Below are 24,567 nucleotides of genomic sequence, written 5' to 3' on the forward strand. Positions count from 1 at the left end.
GTCTTACTCCTTTGCTTCAGTAGGATTGTCGTCCGTTTGATTAATTAACAAGTCAACCAGTGTCTGCCGAACGTCACTAACACTTTGCTTTTCAATTTGAGTCGCAGCATTTTGCAAATGTCCGCCACCACCCATTTGTTCCATAATGACTTGCACGTTCACTTCGCCCGTTGATCGAGCGGACACACCAACCCGACCATCACTTCGTTGTGTAATGACAAAAGACGCATCAATTCCCGACATACTCAATAACGAATCCGCTGCCTGCGCGGCGGTCACCGAGTCGTACGGGCGGCTATCTTCACCAGCAATCAGCGCCATGTTATCGTTGATCAACTCAACCCGACTGATTAAGTGATTCCGTTCCATGTAACTGTCGGGATTTTCTTTATTGAATTGAGCAATCAATTCCGCATCAGCGCCTGCAGACCGTAAATAGCTAGCTGCGTCAAATGTCCGTGTCCCTGTATGGTCTGTGAAGTGCTTGGTGTCGATTTCGATCCCAGAAAGCATTGCCGTTGCTTCAATCCGATTGATAGAATTAGCTTCTTGTGGCTGATACTCTAACATTTCAGTAATCAGTTCACAAGTAGAACTTGCATAGGGTTCAATATAAACTAGCAATGGATTCTCCGGAAATTCTTCGCCCCGTCGATGATGGTCAATAATCACGGTCCGATTCTGGAGGGGCTCATAAATGCTACTTCCCATTGAAAGGGATGGCTTTGAGTGATCGACCATAATCAGCAAACTTTGGTCCGTTGCGCGGTTGGCAGCGTCGACCGGTGTAATAATGGCATCTTGAATTTCTGAATCCTTTTCAATAACGGTTAACAGTCGCTGAATATCAGAATGCGTTTGTTGCGCTTCATCAAGAATAATCCAACATTTTTTCCCATTCATTTGCGCAATTCTTCGAATACCTAAACAAGCGCCTAATGAGTCCATATCGGGTGACTGGTGACCAGCGACAAAGATCTGATCAGACTGACTGAAAAGTTCTTGTAAGGCCTGTGAGATCATTCGAGCACGTACCCGGGTCCGTTTTTCCATTGGGTTGGTTTTACCGCCATAAAAGCGCGCCTCGGCATCTTCCGCTTTAACGACTACTTGATCACCACCACGACCAAGCGCCAAATCCAGGTTGCTTTGCGATAGGGTGGCCAAACGATTCAAGTCCTTTTGACCATAAGCAATTCCCAATGATAATGTTAGCGGGTAATTTTGTTTAGAGGTCGTTTCACGAATCGTATCAAGTATTTTAAATTTATCCGTCTCTAATTGCTCTAAATCACTTAAGTGCCCCAAAATTAAATAACGATCTGAACTCAATCGACGTAAATACATATTGAACGCTAACGTCCAATCCGTTAGCGTGCTGGTCACATAGTTTCTAAGCGTGGACACATCTGAGTCATTCATACTTTGAGTAACTTCATCGTAATTGTCTAGCGAAATCATACCTAAAACTAATTGTTCATCATGGTAATCTCGTTCAATCTGGGCATAATGGCTAACATCCATTAGATAAACGACATTTAGTTCTGGTTGAACGAGCAGATAAAATTGTTTATCAGCCCACGTGATGGTTGTGTATTCACCATCTTTTTCATGTGCCTCAATGGCCTCTGCTAACTGACCACTCACTTCCGCAATTGTCTTGCCTAATACGTCAATTTCACCAAAATAAGTTTGTAAATAAGGATTAATCCAAGAAATTCGCTGATGCTCATTAAAAATCAAGATTCCCATTGGCATCTCGATTAACGCTTCTTGCTCACCACGTTTGATGCGATAAGACAAATCTGCGATGAATTCTTGAGTATCAATACTGATTTCCTGAAGCGTATTAAAAACTAGGACTAGCAAGACGAGCACGATTAGCAGCATGACCAAGCCAAAAATCCAATTAAGCATGAACGCGATAATCACACTTAACAGGCCTAATGCGAAACCATATCCAGCTACCCAGCGTAACCGTGTATTTTGCATAAAGACAGGTAGATGAAGTTTTGCAAATAATTGCCGCATAACGTCTGGTCCTTTCTGTATAGCCTACTGATAGTAGTTTATCACACCTAGCCTGTGATAACTTGAAACACAAAAACTAGCGCGTCAGCAAAGCTGAGATTATTGCTGACGCGCGTTTTTCCTTTGATTGAAACTAGCTAGCGGTGTCACCATAGTACAAAAATCAGTTAAACAGAACACACCAAAAAAGCAGCCCATCATGGACTGCTTTTTCAATACGTTCAATTAGTCTTCTGCCACGAATGGAAGCAAGCCCATGATCCGTGAACGCTTAATTGCCACCGTCAAACGACGTTGGTTCTTAGCGGACGTTCCGGTTACTCGACGAGGTAAAATCTTGCCTCGTTCTGAGATGAAGCGTTGCAATAATTCAGTGTCTTTGTAATCGATGTATTCGATGTGGTTTGCAGCGATAAAGTCTACCTTACGGCGACGACGATTACCACCACGACGACGTTGATCTGCCATTATCTAATCCTCCTAACGATTAAAATTAGAATGGAAGGTCATCGTCCGAGATATCGATACTTTCACCATTACTAGCAAAAGGATCGACAGGTTGGGCAGGTTGATTGCTGGTTGGCGCATTGCTAACGCTGCTCCCATTATCCCCACCATTATTCCCGAACGGATTGGCACTTCCCGCTTGAGGAGCGTTGTTGGCAAAGTTGTCATTGTTATTCGTGTTGCTTGTTCGCTGCTCAGTTTGTGAACGCGATTCAAGTAACGCAAAGTTTTCAACGACCACTTCTGTGACGTACACGCGCTGGCCTTGTTGGTTTTCGTAATTCCGGGTTTGAATCCGACCTTCGATCCCCACCAAAGATCCTTTATGCGTAAAATTAGCAAAATTTTCTGCAGATTTTCGCCAAATAACACAGTTAATGAAATCTGCTTCACGTTGCCCCTGTTGGTTAGTGAACTGACGGTCCACAGCCAATGTAAAGGTAGCGACAGCAGCACCTGATTGTGTGTAACGAACTTCAGGATCCCTAGTCAAACGACCAGTGAGAACTGCGCGATTGATCATAGTGAAGTGCTCCTCTCTGTAAAAGTTGAGTTTTACTGATTATTCAGCGTCACGTTTAACAATCATGTGACGTAAAATGCCATCGTTGATCTTAGCCAAACGATCAAATTCGTTTAAAGCTTCGGCTTGGTCAGTGGTCAGGTTAACAACGTGGTAAGTTCCTTCGTTGAAGCCTCCGATTTCGTACGCAAAGCGCCGAGTTGACCAGTCCTTTGAATCAGCAATTTGGGCACCGTTATCCGTCAAGATTTTGTCAAAACGGTCCACTAAGGCTTGCTTAGCTTCGCTGTCTAAATCCGGACGAATGATGTAAGTAATTTCATACTTAGTTGCTAACATCGACTGTCTACCTCCTTATGGTCTATTGACCCGCTGGTATTCCAGTGGGTAAGGCGTCGTTCATCAATTAAGACGAACGCTCACAAGCTAAAAGTATAGCATGATGAAGCTTTAATAACAAGGTCCTTTGCCAGGCACCTGAAGTTCGTTCACACAACTATACATACGTGACTTCTCTATTTTTAAATGCCAAGTCACAAAAAAACGCCTTGCAACCAAGGCGCAATTTTCAACACTATTTAAATTTGACTGCCGTTCCATAAGCGGCGACGGTTTCCATATCTTGACTGATGGAATCCGAATCAAAGCGCATCATTACGACTGCATCGGCTCCCATCGCTTTAGCATTATCTCGCAATCGACCAATTGCAGTGTCCCGTGCTTCGGTCAACAGTTCTGTGTACGCTTTGATTTCACCACCAACGATGTTTTTTAATCCAGCACCAATATTCTTAACCACGTTTTTAGATTGACTGGTTAAGCCAAAGACTTCTCCAATCACTTCGTACTCTTGTCCAGGAATGTGTTCTGTGGTCACAACCAATAGGTCCTTCGCTTCACTCATCTGTTAACCTCCATCTGAACTAAATTTCAATGTAAGCCCATTGTCGCCCAAACAACTTATAAAAGGCAATTAATACTATTTTTAATCTCAACTATAAAAAAACGGCCTCAGTTTAAAACTGAAACCATTTTTTTGATAAACATGAGTAATAGACGCTATTCAGCATCTGGATCATCGGAATCATCATTTTCTGCCCGTTGCAAAAGTTCCTTCACCTGCGCATCAGCATCGCCGGCAGGTTGATCGCCAGCTAACGGTTCCTTCTCCGTATCTTCCGTAGCACCTTTATCAGTTTCATCTTCAGCCAACTCTGGTTCTACCTTTGCCATCGTGGCAACGGAGGCATCCTCGTCAATCCGAATAAGATGAACACCTAAGGTTGCCCGGCCAGTTTCAGACACGCTATTAATGTTAAACCGAATCATGACACCCTTGTCGGTAACAAGCATGATGTCTTCAGTGCCATCAACGGTCGTTAGCCCAGCTAATGGACCATTCTTTTCCGTCACATTAACGGTCTTAATCCCTTTACCACCGCGACCCTTAATCGGGTACTCACTGGCCTTGGTTTGTTTCCCATAACCTTTTTCACTGATAACCAATACGTGACTATCAGGGCTTAATACATCAGCACCAACAACATAGTCATCATCACGTAGACGAATCCCACGCACCCCGGCAGCCGAACGTCCCATATCACGAACTGTTGTTTCCGCAAATGAAACCGCATAACCTGCGTGGGTTCCAATAATTATGTTCTGACTACCATCAGTAATCGCCACATTCATAACTTCATCATCATCATGTAACGTAATTGCCTTCAATCCGTTACTGCGAATATTGCTGAATTCTGTTACGGCTGTCCGTTTGACCACCCCGTGAACCGTCGTAAAGAACAAATAATTCTTGCTTTCACTCGGGTCCCCAGTGACATTGATCACTGCCTGAATGCGTTCACCACCGTCAATCCCTAACAGATTGATCACGGGAATTCCTTTGGCAGTCCGACCATATTCAGGAATTTCGTAGCCCTTCATCGTATAAACTTTACCCGTGTTGGTAAACAACAATAAACGGTCATGGGTTGAAGTAGAAATTAAATGCTCAATAAAGTCATCATCATGCACATTCATGCCTTGAATGCCACGTCCACCACGATGCTGCGATTTAAATTCAGTCGTTGGTAATCGCTTAATGTAGCCTTTGTGCGTCAAAGTGACAATGACGTCTTCTTGTTCAATAAGATCTTCATCTTCGATGCTCGAAATGTCACCAACTTGTAGTTCAGTCCGTCGTGCATCACCAAATTTATTTTGAACCTCTAATAACTCCTGATAAATAATTTCATTAATCCGCGATTCATGAGCCAAAATATCCTGATAATCAGCAATGTCTTTCATCAAGGCATTGTATTCATCTTCAATTTTACCCCGTTCCAAACCGGTTAACCGAACCAACCGCATATCCAAAATGGCTTGTGCCTGTTTATCGGAAAGTGAGTAGTTCTCCATCAATTGCGTTTTAGCAATATCGGCAGTTTGAGAATTACGAATGATCGAAATGATCGCATCAATGTGATCTAACGCAATCCGCAAGCCTTCCAAAATATGAGCCCGCGCTTGCGCACGTTTTAAATCAAATTCAGTCCGCCGACGGATCACACTTTCTTGATGACGCAAATAATCAACCAAAATTTGCTTTAAACTCAACACTTTTGGCGTTCCGTCCTCAATCGCCAACATATTAAAGCTAAAGGACGTTTGCAACATCGTCATCTTATACAAGTTATTTAAAACCACCGATGCCGACATATCCCGGCGAACATCGATCACTACTCGTAATCCTTCACGGTCGGATTCGTCATTGATATCGGTGATTCCTTCAATTCGTTTGTCACGGGCTAATTCAGCAATATGTTCAATAAGACGAGCCTTGTTAACCATATACGGCAATTCCGTCACAATGATGCGTTCTTTACCGTTCTTAGCTGTTTCAATATCGACTTTAGAACGGACAGTGATGGAACCTTTTCCTGTTTCATAGGCCTTGCGAATGCCTGCTTTCCCCATGACAATTGCGCCAGTTGGAAAATCTGGTCCCGGAATGGCTTCCATCAAGTCAGCTGTCGTCGCTTCCGGATGATTCATCAGGATGTGAATCCCCTTGATGACTTCAGATAAGTTATGCGGCGGAATACTGGTTGCCATCCCCACGGCAATCCCGGAGGTTCCATTCACTAGCAAATTGGGAAAACGAGCCGGCAAAACAGTTGGTTCCCGTTCTGTGCCATCATAGTTATCTTGAAAATCAATGGTGTCTTTATTAATGTCCCGCAACATTTCTAGCGCAATTTTGCTCATTCGAACTTCGGTATAACGCATGGCCGCCGCGCTATCCCCATCAACTGACCCGAAGTTTCCGTGGCCATCAACTAACATGTAGCGATAGCTGAAATCTTGTGCCATGCGGACCATTGACTCATACACAGCACTATCCCCATGAGGGTGATACTTACCTAATACGTCTCCCACAATTCTGGCAGATTTTTTGTATGGTTTATCTGGCGTGTTGCCCAGTTCATGCATATCGTACAAAATTCGACGATGAACTGGCTTCATCCCATCACGCACATCTGGCAACGCCCGTGCCACAATGACGGACATGGCGTAATCTAGAAACGATGTCCGCATCGTTTGCGACAGATTGACGTCGGTAATGCGACTCGGTAAATCTTCGCTCATTTTGCAACTCCTTTAATCTCAGTGTGACACAATACGTTTTGAAGCCGAGCACTAACAAAATCAACGGGATTGACGTTCTTGGTCAATGGCGATGATTAGGTTAGGCGCAGGCTTCAGCATTGTGGAACACGACAACAATCTCAGTGTGACACAATGCGCCTTGAAGCTGAGCTCTAACAGAATCTAAGCATCCAAATTTTCAACAAACTTCGCGTTGGCTTCGATAAATTCGCGCCGTGGTGCGACCTTGTCACCCATCAACATCGTGAAAATTTGGTCGGCTTCAATGGCGTCTTGTGGATCAACTCGCAGTAAGCGACGCTTTTCTGGATCCATTGTCGTTTCCCATAATTGTTCAGCGTCCATTTCACCTAGCCCTTTGTACCGTTGGATGGTTGGCTTTGGCGAAGGTGGTAATTGGCCTAAAATCGTGTTCAATTCTTCGTCTGAATCGATGTAGCGCATCATTTTACCCTGTGCCACTCGATAAAGCGGTGGCTGAGCAATATACACGTAGCCGGCATCAATCATTGGTCGCATGAATCGATAGAACAAAGTTAATAACAAAATACGAATATGAGCGCCATCCACATCGGCATCGGTCATAATAATTAATTTATGATAGTTCGCTTTAGAAATATCAAAATCTTCACCAAATCCGGTACCTAATGCAGTGAACAGCGACCGAATTTCCTCGTTAGCCAACACCCGATCCAAACTGGCTTTTTCAACGTTAAGGATTTTCCCACGAATTGGCAAAATTGCCTGGGTTAACCGTGAACGCCCCTGTTTAGCTGAACCACCGGCGGAATCCCCTTCGACAATAAACAATTCTGAGATTGCCGGATCCTTCGATGTGTTATCAGCTAATTTACCAGGTAAATTCGAGATCTCTAATCCCGATTTTTTCCGTGTTACTTCACGGGCACGTTTGGCCGCAACCCGAGCCTTAGAAGCCAGAATTCCCTTGTCGACAATCTTCCTAGCCGTATCAGGATTTTCCATCATAAATCGGCTAAACGTATCACTAAACAAATGATCCGTCGCAGTTCGTGCATCTGAATTACCAAGCTTGGTCTTGGTTTGCCCTTCAAATTGTGGATCTGGATGTTTAATTGAGACAACAGCGGTTAATCCTTCACGCACATCATCACCAGATAAGGGGTCGTCATTGTCTTTTAGCTGCCCGCTCTTATGCCCGTAGTCGTTAATTACTCTAGTCAACGCCGACTTAAATCCGGTCTCGTGAGTACCACCTTCGTACGTATGAATGTTGTTGGTAAATGTGAGTAAGTTGCTGTGGAAATCATCGGTATATTGCAAGCTGACTTCGACGACAATGCCCTTCTGCGTACCTTCAACATAGACTGGGTCAGTAAATAAGACGTCTTTACCTTTGTCCAGATACTCGACATACTGTTTAATGCCACCTTCATAGTGAAAGGCTACAAACGTAGCTTCTTCAGGCCGCTTGTCTTCAATCGTGATCTTCAACCCTTTATTCAAAAAGGCCAGTTCGCGAATACGAGTCGTTAAAATTTTAATATCATAAGTAGTCGTTTCTCGAAAAATATCGTTATCTGGTTTAAAGTGCACAATCGTCCCATGTGCATGGGGATCTGCCTCACCGATCACCTTCATTGGCGTCTTGACGCGGCCGGTCGCAAAGTCCATGTAATACACTTTTCCGTTCCGCATTACCCGGACATCAAGTTCTGATGACAGTGCATTAACCACTGAGGCACCAACTCCGTGCAAACCACCAGAAACTTTATAACCGCCACCGCCGAACTTACCGCCGGCGTGCAAGATCGTGAAAACAGTCTCTAAGGCTGGCTTTCCAGTCTTCTTTTGAATATCAACTGGAATTCCCCGACCATTGTCTGTGACAGTGATGGAATTATCTTTTTCCACGACCACGTTGATTTCATTTGCGAAACCAGCTAATGCCTCATCGATACCATTATCCACAATTTCCCATACCAAATGATGGAGTCCTTGCGACGTGGTTGTCCCAATATACATCCCAGGACGTTTACGGACGGCTTCGAGCCCTTCTAAAACTTGAATCTGATCTGCATTATACTGACCAGCTTCTGCTTCTCGAGTCGCAGCATCCCCTGACGCAACTTTTGAGGCCTGATCGGCTTCCGCCTGCTCAGCTTGCTCGCGTTGCGCCTGTGTTAATTGCTGTTCGTTATCTTCAGCCACGTTCATTCCTCCTGTCATTCTTCCAACTACTCAATCAAGCTTCTGTTGAATCTTGTTGTAATCGCCCATCACTGACATTAAAGACCGTCGGTGGATTAATTAGTTTTCGCGTAATCCCACTAAGTGACGTAGTGGTTAAAAACGTCTGCACACGGTCTTGAATAGACCGCAATAGATGCGTTTGCCGGGCATCGTCAAGTTCGCTCAGTACATCGTCTAATAACAAAACTGGATACTCACCAGTGATCGCTTTCATCAAGTCAATTTCAGCTAGCTTTACAGAAAGCGCAGTTGTTCGTTGCTGTCCTTGGGAGCCAAATGTTTGAACATTTTTACCATTCACTAAAAAGTGTAAGTCATCGCGATGGGGGCCGATCAGCGTTGTGCCCTGTTCAATTTCCTTTTGTTGCTGGCGTTCAAAGGCCGTTTGGTAAGCCTGATACAAACTTTCAACGGAGGCACCAGGTGCCGCCTTAATTTGGTTAATGTAGTCAAACGTCAGTTGTTCACGTGCTTGAGAAATCACCTCGTGGACGCCTTGCGCCCACTTTTCCAACTGTTTGAGAAACGTCAAGCGCGCAACGACTAGTTCGGCACCAAAAGCTGCCAACTGATCACTTAAAACGCCGAGAAACACCAAATCTTTTGCCTGTTTACGCTGTAATTGCCGCAAATAATTGTTTCGCTGACGCAGGATGGTTCGATATTGCCCCGCGTTGTAAAGATATTTGGGGCTCATCTGACCAAACTCTTGATCAATAAAATGCCGACGAACCGAAGGCGATCCCTTAACTAACTCTAGATCCTCTGGCGCAAATAAGATCACATTAAGCTGACCAACGTATCTCGATAATCGTGCTTGTTCAAGATGGTTAACCTTGGCTTTCTTCCCTTTTTTACTAAAGGTGAGTTCTAAGGGCGTGATCGTATTGGTTTTTCGGACACGTCCAGCTACCAATGCCTCGTCAGCTTGCCAACTAATTAAATCTCGATCGTTAGCGGTTCGATGAGACCGCGTCAATGCCAAGACATAGATTGCCTCTAATAAGTTCGTCTTTCCTTGTGCGTTTTCACCCAGCAAGATGTTAACTCCTTGATCAAAGTCCACATCGAGGGTCGAATAATTACGAAAATCCTTCAGATGCAAACTTTCTAAGTACATTACGCATCCTTTTCTGAAGTTACGTTCGCTTGATTTTGTCGTATAAAAAATAGCCCTACGTCTGGGACATCAACTGAATCGCCAGGATATAACTTTCGTCCTCGTCGATCATCTGGTTCGCCGTTAATAGCAACCGCATGATCTTTGAGATACCACTTCGCCTGACCGCCAGAATCAATAACCGATTCCTCTTTCAATAATTGTCCCAAAGTAATGAAGGCTGTCTTGATTAACACTTCTTTTTTCACAATCAACACCATCCTTACATATACTCATTATTATACCGGTTTCAATAGTGAAAAACAATTGATAAACCATTTTTAACGGCCTAGTGTTCGTTTTAAGGGTTTTTAAATACTCGATACTACTCATCCCCTAAAATCCCTCAGAAGCGATTTCTGGCGTTAATAACTCGATGATCCTTTATCACCACCATTAGAGCGGTGACAAAAAAAGCCTGCAAATCTCACAAAGATTTGCAGGCTTAGCAATCAGCTTATTCGATTGACGTTAGAACGTACGAACAGGTGTGATGAGCTGGATGAAGTTATCGCCGTCTTCACTTGGAACCAATGTAAAGGGTCGTAAAGCCGACGTAAAGCTCAGCTTAATTTGTGATTGGCCAAATGAACGTAACGCATCTTTTAAATAGTCGGGGTTAAATGAGATTTCCAAATCATTACCGGCTAACGTGACCACTGACAGGTTTTCTTCAACCGCCCCGACGTCAGGCGAATTACCAAAAATTGTGGCCAAATGTTCATTCGCTTTCAACGTCAACTTAACGACATTGTTACGACTTTCATGTGACAGCAGTGAGGCACGCTCAATCGCTGATAGTAGCGAAGGGGCGGGAATCTCCATTGTCGTCTCGGATTCACTGGGAATCAACCGTGAGGTATCAGGGTAGTTGCCCTCTAGCAAACGAGAATAAAATGCCGTGTCACCTAACATAAAGAGCACTTGGTTCTCTGATAAACGCATTTTAACATCTTGGCTATCCTCGTTAATCATTCTTGATAATTCAACTAGCGATTTACCAGGAATAATCACGTCATGTGTCTCAGCGGCAGCTTCTGGTAAGGTAACTTTTCGTTGACTTAACCGATGGGAATCAGTGGCAACTGCCATAAACTGATCACCGTTAAGCGTGAAGTGAACCCCGGTTAAGATCGGACGACTTTCTTGATTAGAGACGGCAATAACCGTGGTATTAATGATATCTCGAAAGACATCTCCGGCAAGGTTAACTTCATCTGTACCATCAATTTCTGGTAAGTGCGGATATCCATTGGCGTCTAAACCATTGATCGTAAATGCCGCTGCGCCAGATGTGATATTAGCCTGAAACCCTTCTTTAACAGTGATGGTCATCGTTGCTTCGGGCAGCCGTTTAACAATTTCACTAAAGAAGCGAGCTGATAATACAATTTGGCCAGGTTCTTCAACGGTCAATTCAGTGGCATCGTCATCACCACGTAACGTGGTTTCAATGGAAATGTCAGTATCTGACCCGGTAAAAATAATTTCACGATCTGTAACGACCAATTTTAACCCGGTAAGAATTGGAATTGTCGTCTTTGTTGAAATGGCTCGTGAAACGTCATTAAGTTTTTTAATGAACTGTTGTCGATTGACTGTAAATTTCATTTCAATGCCCCCAAATGGTTATGTAAATGTGGGGCAAAGCCCCATTACTTAATTTAATTATAAAGACAGTAGTAGTAGTAGAGCATGTGGAAGCTGTGGATAACTGAAAAGTAATTGATGAGCCTAAGTTTTCCCCATGTGGATAACTCGAGGAAAACAACCCACCTTTTTGCTGACTTTTCCACAGCCAAAGCAAAGCTCAACTTTAATCATACGCTAGTTATTAACGCCGTTGTATCTCAATTTTAAGCTGTTGGATATTTTCAGATAACTTTGGATCAGATGTTAACGCGTCCGCAATCTTATCACACGAGTGTAATACTGTCGTATGATCCTTGCCACCAAAGGCCTTACCGATTTTTGGCAAGGATGAATTGGTCAGCTCGCGAGCTAAATACATCGCAATTTGACGCGGGACTACAATCTCTTTCATCCGCTTTTTGCCTTTTAAGTCGACGACATTAACATCGAAATAGGCAGCAACTTTTTGTTGAATTAATTCAATCGTCAAAGTTGGTTTGTTTTCTAGGTTCAAACTCTTCAACGCCTTATGGACCAAGTCTTCATCAATCTCATGATGTTGTAATTTAGAATAAGCTTGGACGCGTGCTAATGCGCCTTCTAATTCACGCACATTACTATTTACCTGACTGGCAATGATACTTAGAGCGTCATCAGGAATTTGGATCTGTTCACGATCAGCTTTATTACGCAAAATGGCAATCCGAGTTTCTAAATCCGGAGCAGTGATATCAACAGACAGTCCCCATTTAAAGCGACTGACTAAGCGATCTTGCAACTTAGGAATATCATTTGGCAAACGATCAGAGGTAAGTACGATTTGTTTGCTGTTGTTATACAACTGTTCAAATGTATGGAAGAATTCTTCTTGGGTTCCTTCTTTATCGGCAAAAAATTGAATATCGTCTACCAGTAAAAGGTCAACATACCTGTATTTCTGGCGGAATTGTTCCTGGGTCTTGTCACGAATGGACATCACCATATCATTGGTAAATTCTTCACTAGTGACATACATGACGTTGGTATTAGGGTTGGCAGCGATCATGGCATGACCAATTGCTTGCATCAAATGAGTTTTGCCTAAGCCAACGCCACCATATAAAAACAATGGATTGTAGAGGGTTCCAGGTTCTTCAGAGACTGCTTGGGCAGCCGCATTAGCCATTTCGTTTCCTTTACCAATAATGAAGGCGTCAAAAGTGTACTTATCATTAAGTGAATTTTGCCGTCTTACCGTGCTGGTAGGGACTGATTTAGGCGTCATTGTGGTTTCAGGATCGGGCGTAGCCGGTACTTGGCCGGCAATGACGTATTCAGGTTCCAATTCTGCCTGAAAGTCAGAATACGCAAATTCAACGAGCTTTGGCGTTAATGTGCGCTCCCAGTAGTCTTTATGTAATTGTGAAGGAACTTGTAGGCGGAAATGTGGTGCCTGAAATGAGATCGGCTCAGCCGATGCAACCCATGTGTTGTAGGTTACGGAAGAAAGATCAGCTTGAAAGCTTTTTTTCAAACCGGCCCATAGTGTATCTTTGTCAACCACAGCGATGCCTCCTAAAGATAATGTCAGACGGAATAAAATTGAATTAAGAAAACCATCTGACTAATTCGCCTAAATCAAAATCTGCAGAATCAACTTTAGCATGAAGAAAACAAGTTTTCCACAGGTGGAGGCAGGTAAATCGAAAATGTTCCACAGGCTAGGGGATTAGTTTTCCACAGGAGCGGGAATTCAGCGAATTTTGTCGCTGTGAAACAAGTTTTCCACCGGCCGTTGTGATTAAAAAGGACTGAGAATAAAGGCCTTACAAAAGTTATCCACAAATAAAATCGACCATGTGGATAACTTTAATAACAGCCTGTTATTTCGTGGATTCGCTTGTCGATATCCGGTGTTTTGGTTAAAATGCAGCCGTAGTTTTCCCTGAACTTGTGGATGGGGTGTGGATAACTTTAACGGGTTAATCGACTGATTTTAAAAATCAAGATCGTTAAAACAAAAATTCATTGTTTTCAAGCGAGGTCGACTATGATATTATGTTTAAGAATTGCACGAGTTATTTCGTGCGCTAATTTTTGAATTAGGTCAGTCAGCAAGAACGCTGGATATCCGAGTGGGTCGTCCCGCAGGTATCTGTGGCATGACGATCCCATAAAGGAGGTGCAAATCACATGAAAAGAACTTACCAACCGAAGAAACGTCACCGCGAGCGTGTTCACGGTTTCCGGAAACGGATGAGCACAAGTAACGGCCGTAAGGTGTTAGCACGTCGGCGCCAAAAGGGCAGAAAAGTATTATCTGCATAAAAACAGGCCACTGAGTTATTCAGTGACCTTTTTTATTTCTAACTGACTGGATTTAAGGCATGGAGGAGATGAGGACCCGTGAGAAAGTCTTACCGGATCAAAAAGGAAAGTGAATTTCAAACGGTCTTTGAAACCAGAAATTCCGTGGCTAACCGGCAATTTGTTATCTATACTTTAGCTAAGCCACAACAACCGCATTTTCGAGTGGGAATTTCGGTTGGGAAGAAAATTGGTAACGCGGTTCATCGTAACTGGGTTAAGCGGCGCATTCGTCAATCATTATTAGAGTTAAAACCAATGCTGCGCCAAGACGTTGATTTCTTAGTGATTGCTAGACCATCTGCCGATGGGTTATCAATGGTAGATACCAAGCGAAATTTAGTTCATGCATTACGGTTGGCCAAATTACTAGCTGCTGAGTAAAAAACCATTTAGACTTTAAAATTAAAAGATGAGGAAAACATCGTGAAACAACGCGAACATCGAGCCAGTAAAAAGAGCCGTCGCGGACTAGCATTAACGTTAATTGCCACGGCCAGTTTGTTTCTAGCTGCGTGTGGAAAACAAGCGATTACAAGTCATAGTACTGGTTTTTGGGATCATACGATCCTATACAATATGAGTCAATTTATTATCTGGCTAAGTAAGTTCGGTGGCTATGGGATGGGGATCATTTGGATCACCTTAATCATCCGAATTATTATCTTACCGTTAATGATTTATCAAACGCGTTCCATGCGGAAAATGCAAGAGATTCAACCGCAAATATCTGCATTACAGAAGAAGTATTCTTCTCGAGATGCGGCAACACAACAGAAATTGCAAGAAGAAACGCGAAAATTATATGCAGAAGTTGGCTATAATCCTGTTTCAGGCTGTTTGCCGATGTTAGTGCAATTGCCAGTTATCTGGGCGTTGTATCAAGCAATTTATCGGACTGAAGTGTTAAAGACCGGGAACTTCTTGTGGATGCACTTAGGTGATCGAGACCCATACTTCATTTTGCCGATTTTAGCTGCATTATTCACCTGGGTGAGTTCTTGGTTAAGCGTTAAGAGTCAGCCAGAGACTAACTCAATGAACGCTGTCATGGTCTGGGGGATGCCGGTGATTATCTTCTTCACCGCGTTGTCGGTTCCAACCGCGTTGTCGTTATATTGGGTGATTTCAAATGCTTTCCAAGCGGGTCAGACGTTATTAATTCAGAATCCTTGGCAAATTAATCGTGAACGAGCTGCGAAACAAGCTGCTAAAAAAGCGCAGGAGCAGGCGCGTCAACGTGCAATTAAAAAAGCCCGTCGTTCTCGGCGGCGGTAACAGAGGTTTATAAGTCTTGAACAAGTAGCCCCAACCTCCTTTTTTAGGAGGTTGGGGCTACTTGTTTAAGTCATTACTGGAATTGTTAAAAAATTGTTTATTAGATATCTTTGAGGTATCCGTTAATAGTGTTGAGCAAGAAGTCGATGTTTGATTCTAGGTTATCAACATTTTCTCGCGGAAAGACGGTTAGAATTTGTTTGGCTAATTCTTGCAGCCGAGCATACCAAGCGTCGAAGATTTCAGTTCCCTTAGGCAGAAGCGTTAAATTATGCACTCGCCGATCAGTTAAATCTTCAGATTGTTGTACCAATTCAAGCCGCATCAGTGCAGTAATACGAGTCGATAACAGAGGACTAGAGATCCTAAACATACGACTTAATTTTGAGGAAGTAACATTGGGTTCGAGACCAATTTCAGTAATTAGTAAAATATCGCGAAGACTGAGTTTAGTTAAATTCGCGGCACCTACATTCACTTTTTGCAAGGCGTAAATGTCGGTTAAATGGCCATGGATAAGTAATGTGGTCAGCCGATCGATGTCAGCTTGTGAAGGTTGAACTGTTTTTGCCAATAGAATTGCACTCCTAACTTTTTACGAAAATTCTCTAGATATTATAAAAAATAAAAGTATTTTTAGTATCACGTTGGTTAAAGAATAGCCGCTGATTATTAATAGTTCAAGACGACTTGCCTTACAAACGTGTGACAAGAACAAATATTATCACATTTGACCGTTCAATGGGAATAATTTTCTATTTTGAACCTAAAACGGAACAACTTATTATTAACATTGACGTTTTCGTTGACGATTTGTCTATGGGGCAATTTAATTTTGGGTGATTGATTATAAACCTGAACGATCTTCAGTAGTTTTGTTTATGAACGATACATACACTTATGAGGAAATTAACGTTGAACGGGGCAGCTTGCTACAAAGGAAGTCCGTTTCAGCACTTTTTTTGACGTCATTCTTAGAAATGAATGCGCTAGTTAAAACAAAGACCATAACGACATTAGTTCAGACAGGCCTTATGGGGGGTGTGTGGTTAACTTTGGGTTAATTTCGGTGGCTTGGTATAATCAGCATAACGTAATCAATTTATCTCAACGGGTTAACAACTGAATTTATTTTGCCATTAGCTGGATTAATTAATACTGTTTTACTTGTATTCGGTAATTTAGCGCGATTCTGATATGCAAGGTAATTCATTAGGCTTATACGGAGGAAACAAGATGTTAAAGGATAAACAGATTGCTGTCTATATTACTGGCGGAATTGCTGTCTATAAAGCGGCGGAGGTTGTTCGGGGCTTAATTAAACAAGGCGCTAAGGTGAGAGTCGTAATGACCAAAAGTGCGACTGAATTTGTCACGCCTCAGACATTTGCCGTTTTGACCAAACAGCGTGTATTGGTTGACTTATTTGACCAGGCCACCAACCAATTGGTGCCGCATATCGAATTAGCTGATTGGTCAGATTTAGCTGTTGTCGTTCCGGCCACGGCCAACGTCTTGGCTAAATTAGCTAATGGCCTCGCTGATGATGCAGTGACGGCTGCTTTGTTAGCGACCACCGCTCCGAAATTAGTTATTCCAGCAATGAATGAACATATGTGGCAGGCACCTGCAACACAGCGCAACTTAGCGCAGTTGCGGCAAGATGGCGTGATCATTTTGGAACCCACTGTAGGGATGTTGGCAGAAGGATATGTCGGCCGCGGACGTTTACCTGAAGTAGCAACGATTGTTGACTTTATCCGCCATCAAGTTGCTTTAATGAATGGTCAGTTGCAGGGGCGGACAGTGTTGGTGACTGCTGGCGGAACTAAAGAGCGATTGGATCCAGTTCGTTTTATCAGCAATGATTCATCTGGCAAAATGGGCTATGCGTTAGCGAGCGCTGCTGCCGATCAAGGAGCAAAAGTCATTCTAGTCAGTACGATTCATGATCGAGCAATTCCGGCAGGCGTGACATTAGTGCAGGTAGAAAGTGCGCAAGAAATGTTAACGGCCATTCAGCAACGATTTGCGACACTGGATGTGATTATTATGGCGGCGGCAGTTGCTGATTTTCGTCCAGCAACCGTTGCCGAACAAAAGATCAAAAAAACGACGGACAATGATCGAATGAGCTTGTCATTAATTAAAAATCCGGACATTTTGAAAACATTAGCCAGACAGCGTGAGCAACAAGTGATGGTTGGGTTTGCAGCTGAAACACAGCAATTAATTGAAAATGCCACGCACAAGTTAACTGAGAAGCAGTTAGCGATGTTGGTGGCAAATGATGTTTCTAAAAAAGATCGTGGATTTAATGCTGACACAAATGAAGTAACAATTTTACGTCCTCATCAAGCACCGGAAGCGTTACCGATGATGAGTAAAACCGCTTTGGCGGAAGCCTTGATTGAACGAATTTTACCTTTATTACCTTAAAAAAATGATTTTTTTAAGTTTCATTCGTTGTCCATGCTACAATAAACTCAAGTTTTTGGTTGAGACTTGGAGGGATTACCGTGACGCAGTATCAAGGAGCAACAGTCGAAGCAGCCATTCAAAATGGATTGAAAAAGATTCAAATTAGTCGGGATCAAGTTACGGTGACGGTAATTAGTGAACCTGTTCACGGTTGGTTTGGACGGCTTAAACAACCGGCAATTGTGGATTTGACGATTAAACCCATTCAAGTGACTAATTTAAGTCAAAGTGCCGACATTCAAGAAGCAAGTGATATATCAAGCCAGTCAGCAGGAGTCAGTGCCGTTCGACCGACGACTAAACATTCAGTTAGTGATGCTCTTCGACCGCCCCGCCCCGCAGTAACTAAACGGGCTGAAGAGTTAGAACGGGACGTTGACGCTCAAGCGGATGTTCGCCGGCGTGAAGGTGATCATCCACATCCAACGCAAACACCATTGTCGCCAGCAGCATTACGGGAACGCCAACAGACAAATCAAGCGAAAGTGGATCAGAGTATGGAAGCGTTAGCCAATTATTTGCTAACATTACTAGATCAAATGGGCATTGAGGCTGAGGTAGATGCTGAAGCAGATCATCGAAGCGCTATTTTGACGTTTACAACGCAACAAGAAGGTCTCTTGATTGGGCGTCATGGGCGAACGATAAACGCCCTGCAAGTTTTAGGAACCACGTTCATGCTTCGTTTGGGCCTTCAACATTTTGATTTGTTGCTTGATGTAGCTGGTTATCGAGACCGACGCGCTAATACTTTAAGACGTTTGGCAGATAACACAGCGCGTGAGGTTATCGCGAGTGGCGAACCGGCTTTGCTTGATCCAATGCCAGCCTTTGAGCGTAAGGTGATTCATACTGAGTTAGCACACCATGATTATGTGGTCACAAGTTCGCAAGGCCGTGAGCCACGACGGGCCGTGGTTATTTCACCACGGTAGCCGGATTTAAGGTAAATGATATGAATTTCTGCTTACTGATGTAAACGCGCTCGCCAGACCCGAGTCCTGTGCACAACCAGCAATCACTACCGGGTGAAATGCGCCCAATTACGATTGTTCATTGTTGCTCGAGATCACCCGTGATGACTCATATTCTGGCGTAAACGCGCTCGCCAGGCCTGAGTCCTGTGCACAACCAACAATCACTAACGGGTAAAACCCACCCGTCCGTGATTGCCAGTTGTTGCTCGGACTCAAAACTGCCTGGCTCACGCTCTGTTCTAAAACAGAAGTAGTTGACAAATGGCAACGACGCTTTTAAGATGAACACATTCAAAACAAACGATTAGAGTTAAAGTAGTCAAAGTGCTTTGCTCACGTGTAACGACGCGTGAGGTGGCACTTTTTTTATGCCGTGAAATAGGTCACATAAGGAAGTCGAGGAAATATGTCACAAACAATTACTGAGTTTGATACGATCGCAGCGATTTCCACGCCGCCTGGTGAAGGGGCAATTTCAATTGTACGTTTAAGTGGTGAAGCGGCTTTATCAACTGCGCAGCGGGTTTTTAAAGGACGTGATTTGGCGCAGGTTGCGAGTCATACTATTAATTATGGACATATTATTGACCCGGACACTGACGAAGAAGTCGACGAAGTGATGGTGTCAGTCATGCGGGCACCCAAGACGTTTACTAGAGAAGATGTCATTGAAATCAACTGTCATGGTGGGATTGTGGCGACAAATCGTATTTTGCAACTGTTGCTAAGTCATGGTGCTCGGTTAGCCGAACCAGGTGAATTCACGAAACGAGCTTTTTTAAACGGACGAATTGATTTGTCCCAAGCCGAAGCCGTGATGGATTTAATCCGGGCCAAGACCGACCGTTCAATGAAAGTGGCATTAAACCAATTGGATGGTAATTTGTCAACTTTGATTCGGCAGTTACGCCAAGATATCTTGGATGTTTTAGCACAGGTAGAAGTTAATATTGACTATCCCGAATATGACGACGTTGAAACGATGACCACTAAGTTATTGTTGGAAAAAGCACAAGATGTGAAAGTCCGCATTGGTGAGCTGTTAGAAACGGCCCAGCAAGGTAAGGTACTTCGTGAAGGGTTGGCAACGGCGATTGTCGGCCGACCCAATGTTGGTAAATCGAGTCTTCTAAATCATCTACTTCATGAAGACAAAGCAATCGTGACTGACGTGGCCGGAACGACGCGAGATGTCATTGAAGAATATGTCAACGTGAAGGGCGTGCCCTTGAAGCTGGTAGATACCGCGGGAATTCATGAGACAGATGACAAAGTCGAAAAAATTGGTGTTGAACGATCTAAACAAGCGCTTGCCACTGCAGATTTAACGTTACTAGTCATCAATGGTAGTGAATCGTTAACGAGTGAAGATCGCGAGCTGATTGAGGAAACGACTGGTCAAAAACGAATCGTCATTTTAAATAAAACGGACCTTCCTCAACAGGTCGATTTAGCTAATTTACAAATGCTCGTCGGCGATGATAGTGTAATCGGAACCTCTGTTTTGACGAATGACGGCTTGTCACAACTTGAAGATCAAATTGCCACGCTATTTTTTGGTGGTATTGAAAATAGTCAAACGACGGTGATGGTAACTAACGCGCGGCACATTGGGTTGTTGAAGCAGGCATCAGCTGCATTAGACGATGTGATGAGTGGCATTGCGGCAGGGATGCCAGTTGATTTAGTCCAAATTGACATGACACGGGCCTGGGATTTGCTCGGCGAGATTACAGGAGATTCAGTTCAGGATGAATTGTTAACGCAATTGTTTTCCCAATTTTGTTTAGGAAAATAGTCTGTTTCACATGAAACAATTCGATTAAATATTGGCGTGGAAGCGAAAGGGTAAACTAGATGATTTCAAAAGGAAAGCCATATCAGGCGGGCGCCTACGATGTGATTGTTGTCGGCGCTGGTCATGCTGGTTCTGAAGCAGCACTAGCTGCTGCCCGAATGGGTAATAAAACATTATTAATGACAATTTCATTGGAAATGGTTGCTTTTATGCCATGTAATCCATCAGTAGGTGGCCCGGCTAAGGGAATCGTCGTTCGTGAAATTGATGCGCTAGGCGGCGAAATGGCACATAACATTGACAAAACGTATGTCCAGATGCGGATGTTAAACACGGGTAAAGGCCCGGCAGTACGTGCTTTACGTGCGCAAGCTGATAAACATGCTTATCATGAAGAAATGAAGCTAACAATGGAAAAGGAACCTAATTTAACCTTGCGGCAAGGTGTCGTTACTTCACTGTTAGTCGAAGATGGTATCTGTCAAGGTGTCCAAACGGCAACGGGTGCTCAATATCGTGCCAAATCCGTTGTTTTGACTGCTGGGACTGCCTCACGCGGTAAGATCATTATTGGCGAGTTGATGTACTCATCAGGCCCGAATAATTCTCAACCATCTATTGAATTATCGGAGAATCTCGAAGCGTTAGGGTTTGATTTGGAACGATTTAAGACGGGAACGCCACCGCGGGTAGATGGTGGGACGATCCACTATGATGAAACCGAAGAGCAACCTGGTGATGAACAGCCAAATCATTTTAGTTTTGAGACACCAGATGCAAATTATTTAACCGTTGCGAACCAGTTAAGCTGTTGGTTGACTTATACCAACGAACATACGCATGACATTATTCGTGAGAATTTATCGCGGGCTCCGATGTTCTCTGGTGTCATCGAAGGGGTTGGACCACGTTATTGCCCATCGATTGAAGACAAAATTGTTCGTTTTGCGGACAAAAGTCGTCATCAATTATTTTTGGAACCCGAAGGCCGTCGTACAGATGAATGGTATGTTCAAGGGTTGTCAACCTCGATGCCAGAGGAAATCCAGCAACAGATTGTTCACTCGATTAAGGGGCTTGAAGATGCAGAAATGATGCGTCCAGGTTATGCGATCGAATACGACGTGGTCGCGCCGTATCAACTGCGGAATACGTTAGAAACAAAGCTCATTAAGAATTTATACACCGCGGGTCAGATGAATGGCACCTCAGGCTATGAAGAGGCTGCCGGACAAGGATTGATTGCCGGCATTAATGCGGGTCGCCGTGCCTTAGGTCAAGCTGACTTTACGTTAAAGCGGTCTGATGCTTATATTGGTGTCATGATTGACGACTTGGTGACTAAGGGTACGAAAGAACCTTATCGACTATTAACGAGTCGGGCCGAATATCGATTGATTTTGCGGCATGATAATGCAGACTTACGTTTAACGGCGATGGGGCACGAATTGGGTTTAATTAGTGAAGATCGTTTTGCTCAATTTGAAGCGAAACAGGCGGCGATTGATGCGGAACTGACACGCCTGCAACAGGTCCGTGTAAAGCCTACGCCTCAGGTGAATGCTTGGTTGGCTGAACATGATGACGCACCATTAAAAGATGGCGTGTTGGCGGCCGACTTTTTACGGCGACCAGAAGTCACTTATCAAGACTTGTTACAATTTATTCCTGAACCAGATCAGCCATTGGATCATCGGGTGATCGAGCAAGTTGAGATCGAATTAAAGTATGCTGGTTACATCAAAAAGGCCGAGGAAAAAATCGCCAAGTTAAAGCGCATGGAAGCTAAAGCCATTCCTGCTAATATCGATTATGAAGCAATTGAGGGATTAGCCACTGAAGGTCGGCAGAAGTTACTGAAAATTCAGCCAGAAACACTGGCTCAAGCGAGTCGGATTTCAGGGGTCAACCCCGCAGACATTGCGATTCTCTCTGTTTATATTGAACAGGGACGGATTGCTAAAGTTGCGAAGTAGCAAGATTCATAGATTAATAACATTGTTATAGTGGTGTCTCGTTTCCGTTTGGAAATTGAGATGCCTTTTTGTGTTTGCTTCCTTGGCCTAGCTAGCCATAATCACTATCAGTTTATTATGATCGTTAAAATAAAAATGATATACTTTTTGTTGTACATTAATCAAAGCATTACTTGATGCTTAAGTTTATAGCATGGATAATTTAGTTAAAATTAAGTGCAACCAGCATTTTGGTTTCACGTGAAACAACGGGGATTACATATGTCGATCAAAAAAAGCTTAGCCATCGGACTGATAGGTATAGGGATGTTGTCAAGTGGCAAGGCTGGAGTGGTTGTCGTGCATGCTGATCGTCCAACCCAAACACAACAAGCACAAGCAACGGCACCACAACCAACAAATCCACAATTAACGGTGCCGCAGCAAGTAGCTAAGTTTAAACAATTATTGCAGCAAAATAACTGGGTAGGAACTGCTTTAATGGTTCGTCATGGCCAGGTGGTCTACTATCAAGCTTCAGGGTATGCCAATGTGGCTAAAAAAATTAAAAATACCACTAGAACACAATATTTGATTAATTCGACACAAAAATCGATGACGGCAGCGATTGTAATGAAGGTGATCGCTAATGGTCAGCTAAATATGACAGATCGGCTAAGCCAATGGTATCCCAAAGTGCCAAACGCTAAAAATATCACAATTCGACAAATGCTGGATATGACGACTGGACTAGAAGGGCCTACTGCTACAACTAAAAAGGCTTTGCCTGCCGCTAAAGAGGCGACTTATCTATCGCAACACTTAATATTTAATGCGGCTAAATCTGGCAAGTGGGACTACCAGTCAATTAATTACAATTTACTTTGTGGTATTATTCAAAAAAAAACGGGACATGATTATCAATGGTGGTATGAACATGAATTTGTTAAACCACTAGCTTTAAGGCAAACTTCATTTAGTTACCAGCAGAGCCTCACTAAGTCACCGAGACTAGCAGTTGGGTATGCAGGGAATCCTAAAACCAATGCCATTGAATATCGACGGACGAAAGCGACAGACTTTACGGCAGGAAAACAGACACGTGAATTAGGTTCTGGAAATTTGTACATGTCTCCTTTAGATTTATTTCGCGCAGAAGCGGCTATTTGCACAGGACGAATTGTATCAACGGCAGATGTTAACCAATTAAGAACGCCTGGTAGCACTAGTAGTTATGGCGGTGGTGTTTACAATAGGCCAACAGGTTATACCATTGCTAATGGCATTGGTTACGGATTTTCCGACATGTTTGTCATCTCAAATGATGGTCAAAATGGACTTGTGCTGCTTAGCAATCTTTGGCGTCCTAAAGGGCAGGACCAAATGTTTTTCTATCATTTGAGTCAGATGGAGGCTTTTCACCAGTGGTAAGAAACGCTTGATTGCGACTGAAGAAAAAACATTAATTTAAAATGAGCTTGACATGATAAAACAATTAGCGTAGAAATAATGTCAACAAGTTTATCAGCAGGCGAAATGATTAGGGCGGGAACGTGCAAGTCTTCCGTGCAGCGAGCATCACACTTGGTGAAAGTGATGCCAGAAGCGCGCTAGTACCAATGGCTTTATGATCGTTTGTAGTTGCATGAGTAACTACATGGGGCGGCAACCATTATCAATGCACACCATTACTTAATTGTTGATGGTTGGCGAGCGTTTCTGTGAAAATAGGAGCGAATTGTAGAATGGTACCGTGTGAAAGCACTTCTCTGATTGGAGAAGTGCTTTTTTTGTTCTGCGCTGTTCTGTTTTTATGTCGAGCTTGATAAGGTGCAAACGTGTTTCGCCCTGATTTTTTGCTTGGTGATGACTGTTAATTAGAGGGAGGTCAGATTCATGCAACAATCACATGATTTGCGAACAACGGCCGGTGGGGTGACTTATATGTGTCAGGCGAGGTAATTGGCACATGAGTTAATCAA

20 protein-coding genes are annotated in these 24,567 nt (G+C 43.4%); 8 read left to right on the plus strand and 12 right to left on the minus strand.

Annotated elements, in window-relative coordinates; all coding sequences use genetic code 11:
- Positions 1-3: 3 nt before the first annotated feature.
- The 11 genes from ACKTR2_RS03340 to dnaA form a co-directional block, all read right to left on the minus strand.
- Positions 4-2,031 carry a DHH family phosphoesterase gene (locus ACKTR2_RS03340; RefSeq protein WP_407882609.1) on the minus strand — a complete coding sequence of 676 codons (2,028 nt, stop codon included), beginning with the start codon at positions 2,029-2,031 and terminating at the stop codon, positions 4-6.
- Positions 2,032-2,256: 225 nt separating this feature from the next.
- Complete coding sequence (gene rpsR / locus ACKTR2_RS03345; protein ID WP_017262420.1) at positions 2,257-2,499, minus strand: 30S ribosomal protein S18; 243 nt, start codon at positions 2,497-2,499, stop codon at positions 2,257-2,259.
- A gap of 25 nt (positions 2,500-2,524) precedes the next feature.
- Positions 2,525-3,061, minus strand: coding sequence for a single-stranded DNA-binding protein (gene ssb, locus ACKTR2_RS03350; RefSeq protein ID WP_407882610.1), 537 nt, complete (start codon positions 3,059-3,061; stop codon positions 2,525-2,527).
- Positions 3,062-3,100: 39 nt separating this feature from the next.
- The gene (gene rpsF, locus ACKTR2_RS03355; RefSeq protein ID WP_407882611.1) at positions 3,101-3,400 is read right to left on the minus strand and encodes a 30S ribosomal protein S6; all 300 of its coding nucleotides are present in this window, start codon (positions 3,398-3,400) and stop codon (positions 3,101-3,103) included.
- 235 nt (positions 3,401-3,635) lie between these two features.
- Positions 3,636-3,965: a heavy metal-binding domain-containing protein gene (locus ACKTR2_RS03360; RefSeq protein ID WP_407882612.1), complete on the minus strand. Its 330-nt coding sequence runs from the start codon at positions 3,963-3,965 to the stop codon at positions 3,636-3,638.
- Between the two features lie 155 nt (positions 3,966-4,120).
- Positions 4,121-6,706 carry a DNA gyrase subunit A gene (gene gyrA / locus ACKTR2_RS03365; RefSeq protein WP_407882613.1) on the minus strand — a complete coding sequence of 862 codons (2,586 nt, stop codon included), beginning with the start codon at positions 6,704-6,706 and terminating at the stop codon, positions 4,121-4,123.
- Between the two features lie 183 nt (positions 6,707-6,889).
- Positions 6,890-8,917 carry a DNA topoisomerase (ATP-hydrolyzing) subunit B gene (gene gyrB / locus ACKTR2_RS03370; RefSeq protein ID WP_407882614.1) on the minus strand — a complete coding sequence of 676 codons (2,028 nt, stop codon included), beginning with the start codon at positions 8,915-8,917 and terminating at the stop codon, positions 6,890-6,892.
- A gap of 34 nt (positions 8,918-8,951) precedes the next feature.
- The gene (gene recF, locus ACKTR2_RS03375) at positions 8,952-10,079 is read right to left on the minus strand and encodes a DNA replication/repair protein RecF (protein WP_407882615.1); all 1,128 of its coding nucleotides are present in this window, start codon (positions 10,077-10,079) and stop codon (positions 8,952-8,954) included.
- Positions 10,079-10,327 (minus strand): S4 domain-containing protein YaaA, encoded by a 249-nt coding sequence (gene yaaA, locus ACKTR2_RS03380; RefSeq protein WP_407882616.1) that lies wholly within the window; start codon positions 10,325-10,327, stop codon positions 10,079-10,081. Before yaaA ends, recF begins: the two co-directional genes overlap by 1 nt.
- A gap of 262 nt (positions 10,328-10,589) precedes the next feature.
- The gene (gene dnaN / locus ACKTR2_RS03385; RefSeq protein WP_407882617.1) at positions 10,590-11,729 is read right to left on the minus strand and encodes a DNA polymerase III subunit beta; all 1,140 of its coding nucleotides are present in this window, start codon (positions 11,727-11,729) and stop codon (positions 10,590-10,592) included.
- Between the two features lie 223 nt (positions 11,730-11,952).
- Entirely contained in the window at positions 11,953-13,293 is a 1,341-nt protein-coding gene (gene dnaA, locus ACKTR2_RS03390) for a chromosomal replication initiator protein DnaA (RefSeq protein WP_407882618.1), read from the minus strand.
- Positions 13,294-13,922: 629 nt separating this feature from the next.
- Here dnaA and rpmH point away from each other — a divergent pair.
- The 3 genes from rpmH (at position 13,923) to ACKTR2_RS03405 (ending at position 15,374) form a co-directional block, all read left to right on the plus strand.
- On the plus strand, positions 13,923-14,057 hold the full coding sequence (gene rpmH, locus ACKTR2_RS03395) for a 50S ribosomal protein L34 (RefSeq protein WP_002828338.1): 135 nt from the start codon (positions 13,923-13,925) through the stop codon (positions 14,055-14,057).
- Positions 14,058-14,135: 78 nt separating this feature from the next.
- Complete coding sequence (gene rnpA, locus ACKTR2_RS03400) at positions 14,136-14,480, plus strand: ribonuclease P protein component (protein ID WP_407882619.1); 345 nt, start codon at positions 14,136-14,138, stop codon at positions 14,478-14,480.
- A gap of 42 nt (positions 14,481-14,522) precedes the next feature.
- Positions 14,523-15,374 (plus strand): YidC/Oxa1 family membrane protein insertase, encoded by an 852-nt coding sequence (locus ACKTR2_RS03405; protein WP_407882620.1) that lies wholly within the window; start codon positions 14,523-14,525, stop codon positions 15,372-15,374.
- Between the two features lie 100 nt (positions 15,375-15,474).
- On the opposite strand, the gene ACKTR2_RS03410 is transcribed toward ACKTR2_RS03405, so the two are convergent.
- Complete coding sequence (locus ACKTR2_RS03410) at positions 15,475-15,948, minus strand: MarR family winged helix-turn-helix transcriptional regulator (protein ID WP_407882621.1); 474 nt, start codon at positions 15,946-15,948, stop codon at positions 15,475-15,477.
- 662 nt (positions 15,949-16,610) lie between these two features.
- Here ACKTR2_RS03410 and coaBC point away from each other — a divergent pair.
- The 5 genes from coaBC to ACKTR2_RS03435 all read left to right on the plus strand — a co-directional run bounded on the left by coaBC (position 16,611) and on the right by ACKTR2_RS03435 (position 24,016).
- Entirely contained in the window at positions 16,611-17,813 is a 1,203-nt protein-coding gene (coaBC, locus tag ACKTR2_RS03415) for a bifunctional phosphopantothenoylcysteine decarboxylase/phosphopantothenate--cysteine ligase CoaBC (RefSeq protein WP_407882622.1), read from the plus strand.
- 80 nt (positions 17,814-17,893) lie between these two features.
- On the plus strand, positions 17,894-18,790 hold the full coding sequence (gene jag, locus ACKTR2_RS03420) for an RNA-binding cell elongation regulator Jag/EloR (RefSeq protein ID WP_407882623.1): 897 nt from the start codon (positions 17,894-17,896) through the stop codon (positions 18,788-18,790).
- A 448-nt stretch (positions 18,791-19,238) separates the two neighbouring features.
- Positions 19,239-20,630, plus strand: a complete 1,392-nt coding sequence (gene mnmE / locus ACKTR2_RS03425; protein WP_407882624.1) for a tRNA uridine-5-carboxymethylaminomethyl(34) synthesis GTPase MnmE — start codon at positions 19,239-19,241, stop codon at positions 20,628-20,630.
- A 59-nt stretch (positions 20,631-20,689) separates the two neighbouring features.
- Positions 20,690-22,606, plus strand: a complete 1,917-nt coding sequence (mnmG, locus tag ACKTR2_RS03430) for a tRNA uridine-5-carboxymethylaminomethyl(34) synthesis enzyme MnmG (protein WP_407882625.1) — start codon at positions 20,690-20,692, stop codon at positions 22,604-22,606.
- A gap of 261 nt (positions 22,607-22,867) precedes the next feature.
- Positions 22,868-24,016, plus strand: a complete 1,149-nt coding sequence (locus ACKTR2_RS03435) for a serine hydrolase domain-containing protein (RefSeq protein WP_407882626.1) — start codon at positions 22,868-22,870, stop codon at positions 24,014-24,016.
- The last annotated feature ends 551 nt before the right edge of the window (positions 24,017-24,567 follow it).

Source organism: Furfurilactobacillus curtus, assembly GCF_045862785.1.
In the GTDB taxonomy this organism is placed as follows: Bacteria; Bacillota; Bacilli; order Lactobacillales; family Lactobacillaceae; genus Furfurilactobacillus; species Furfurilactobacillus curtus.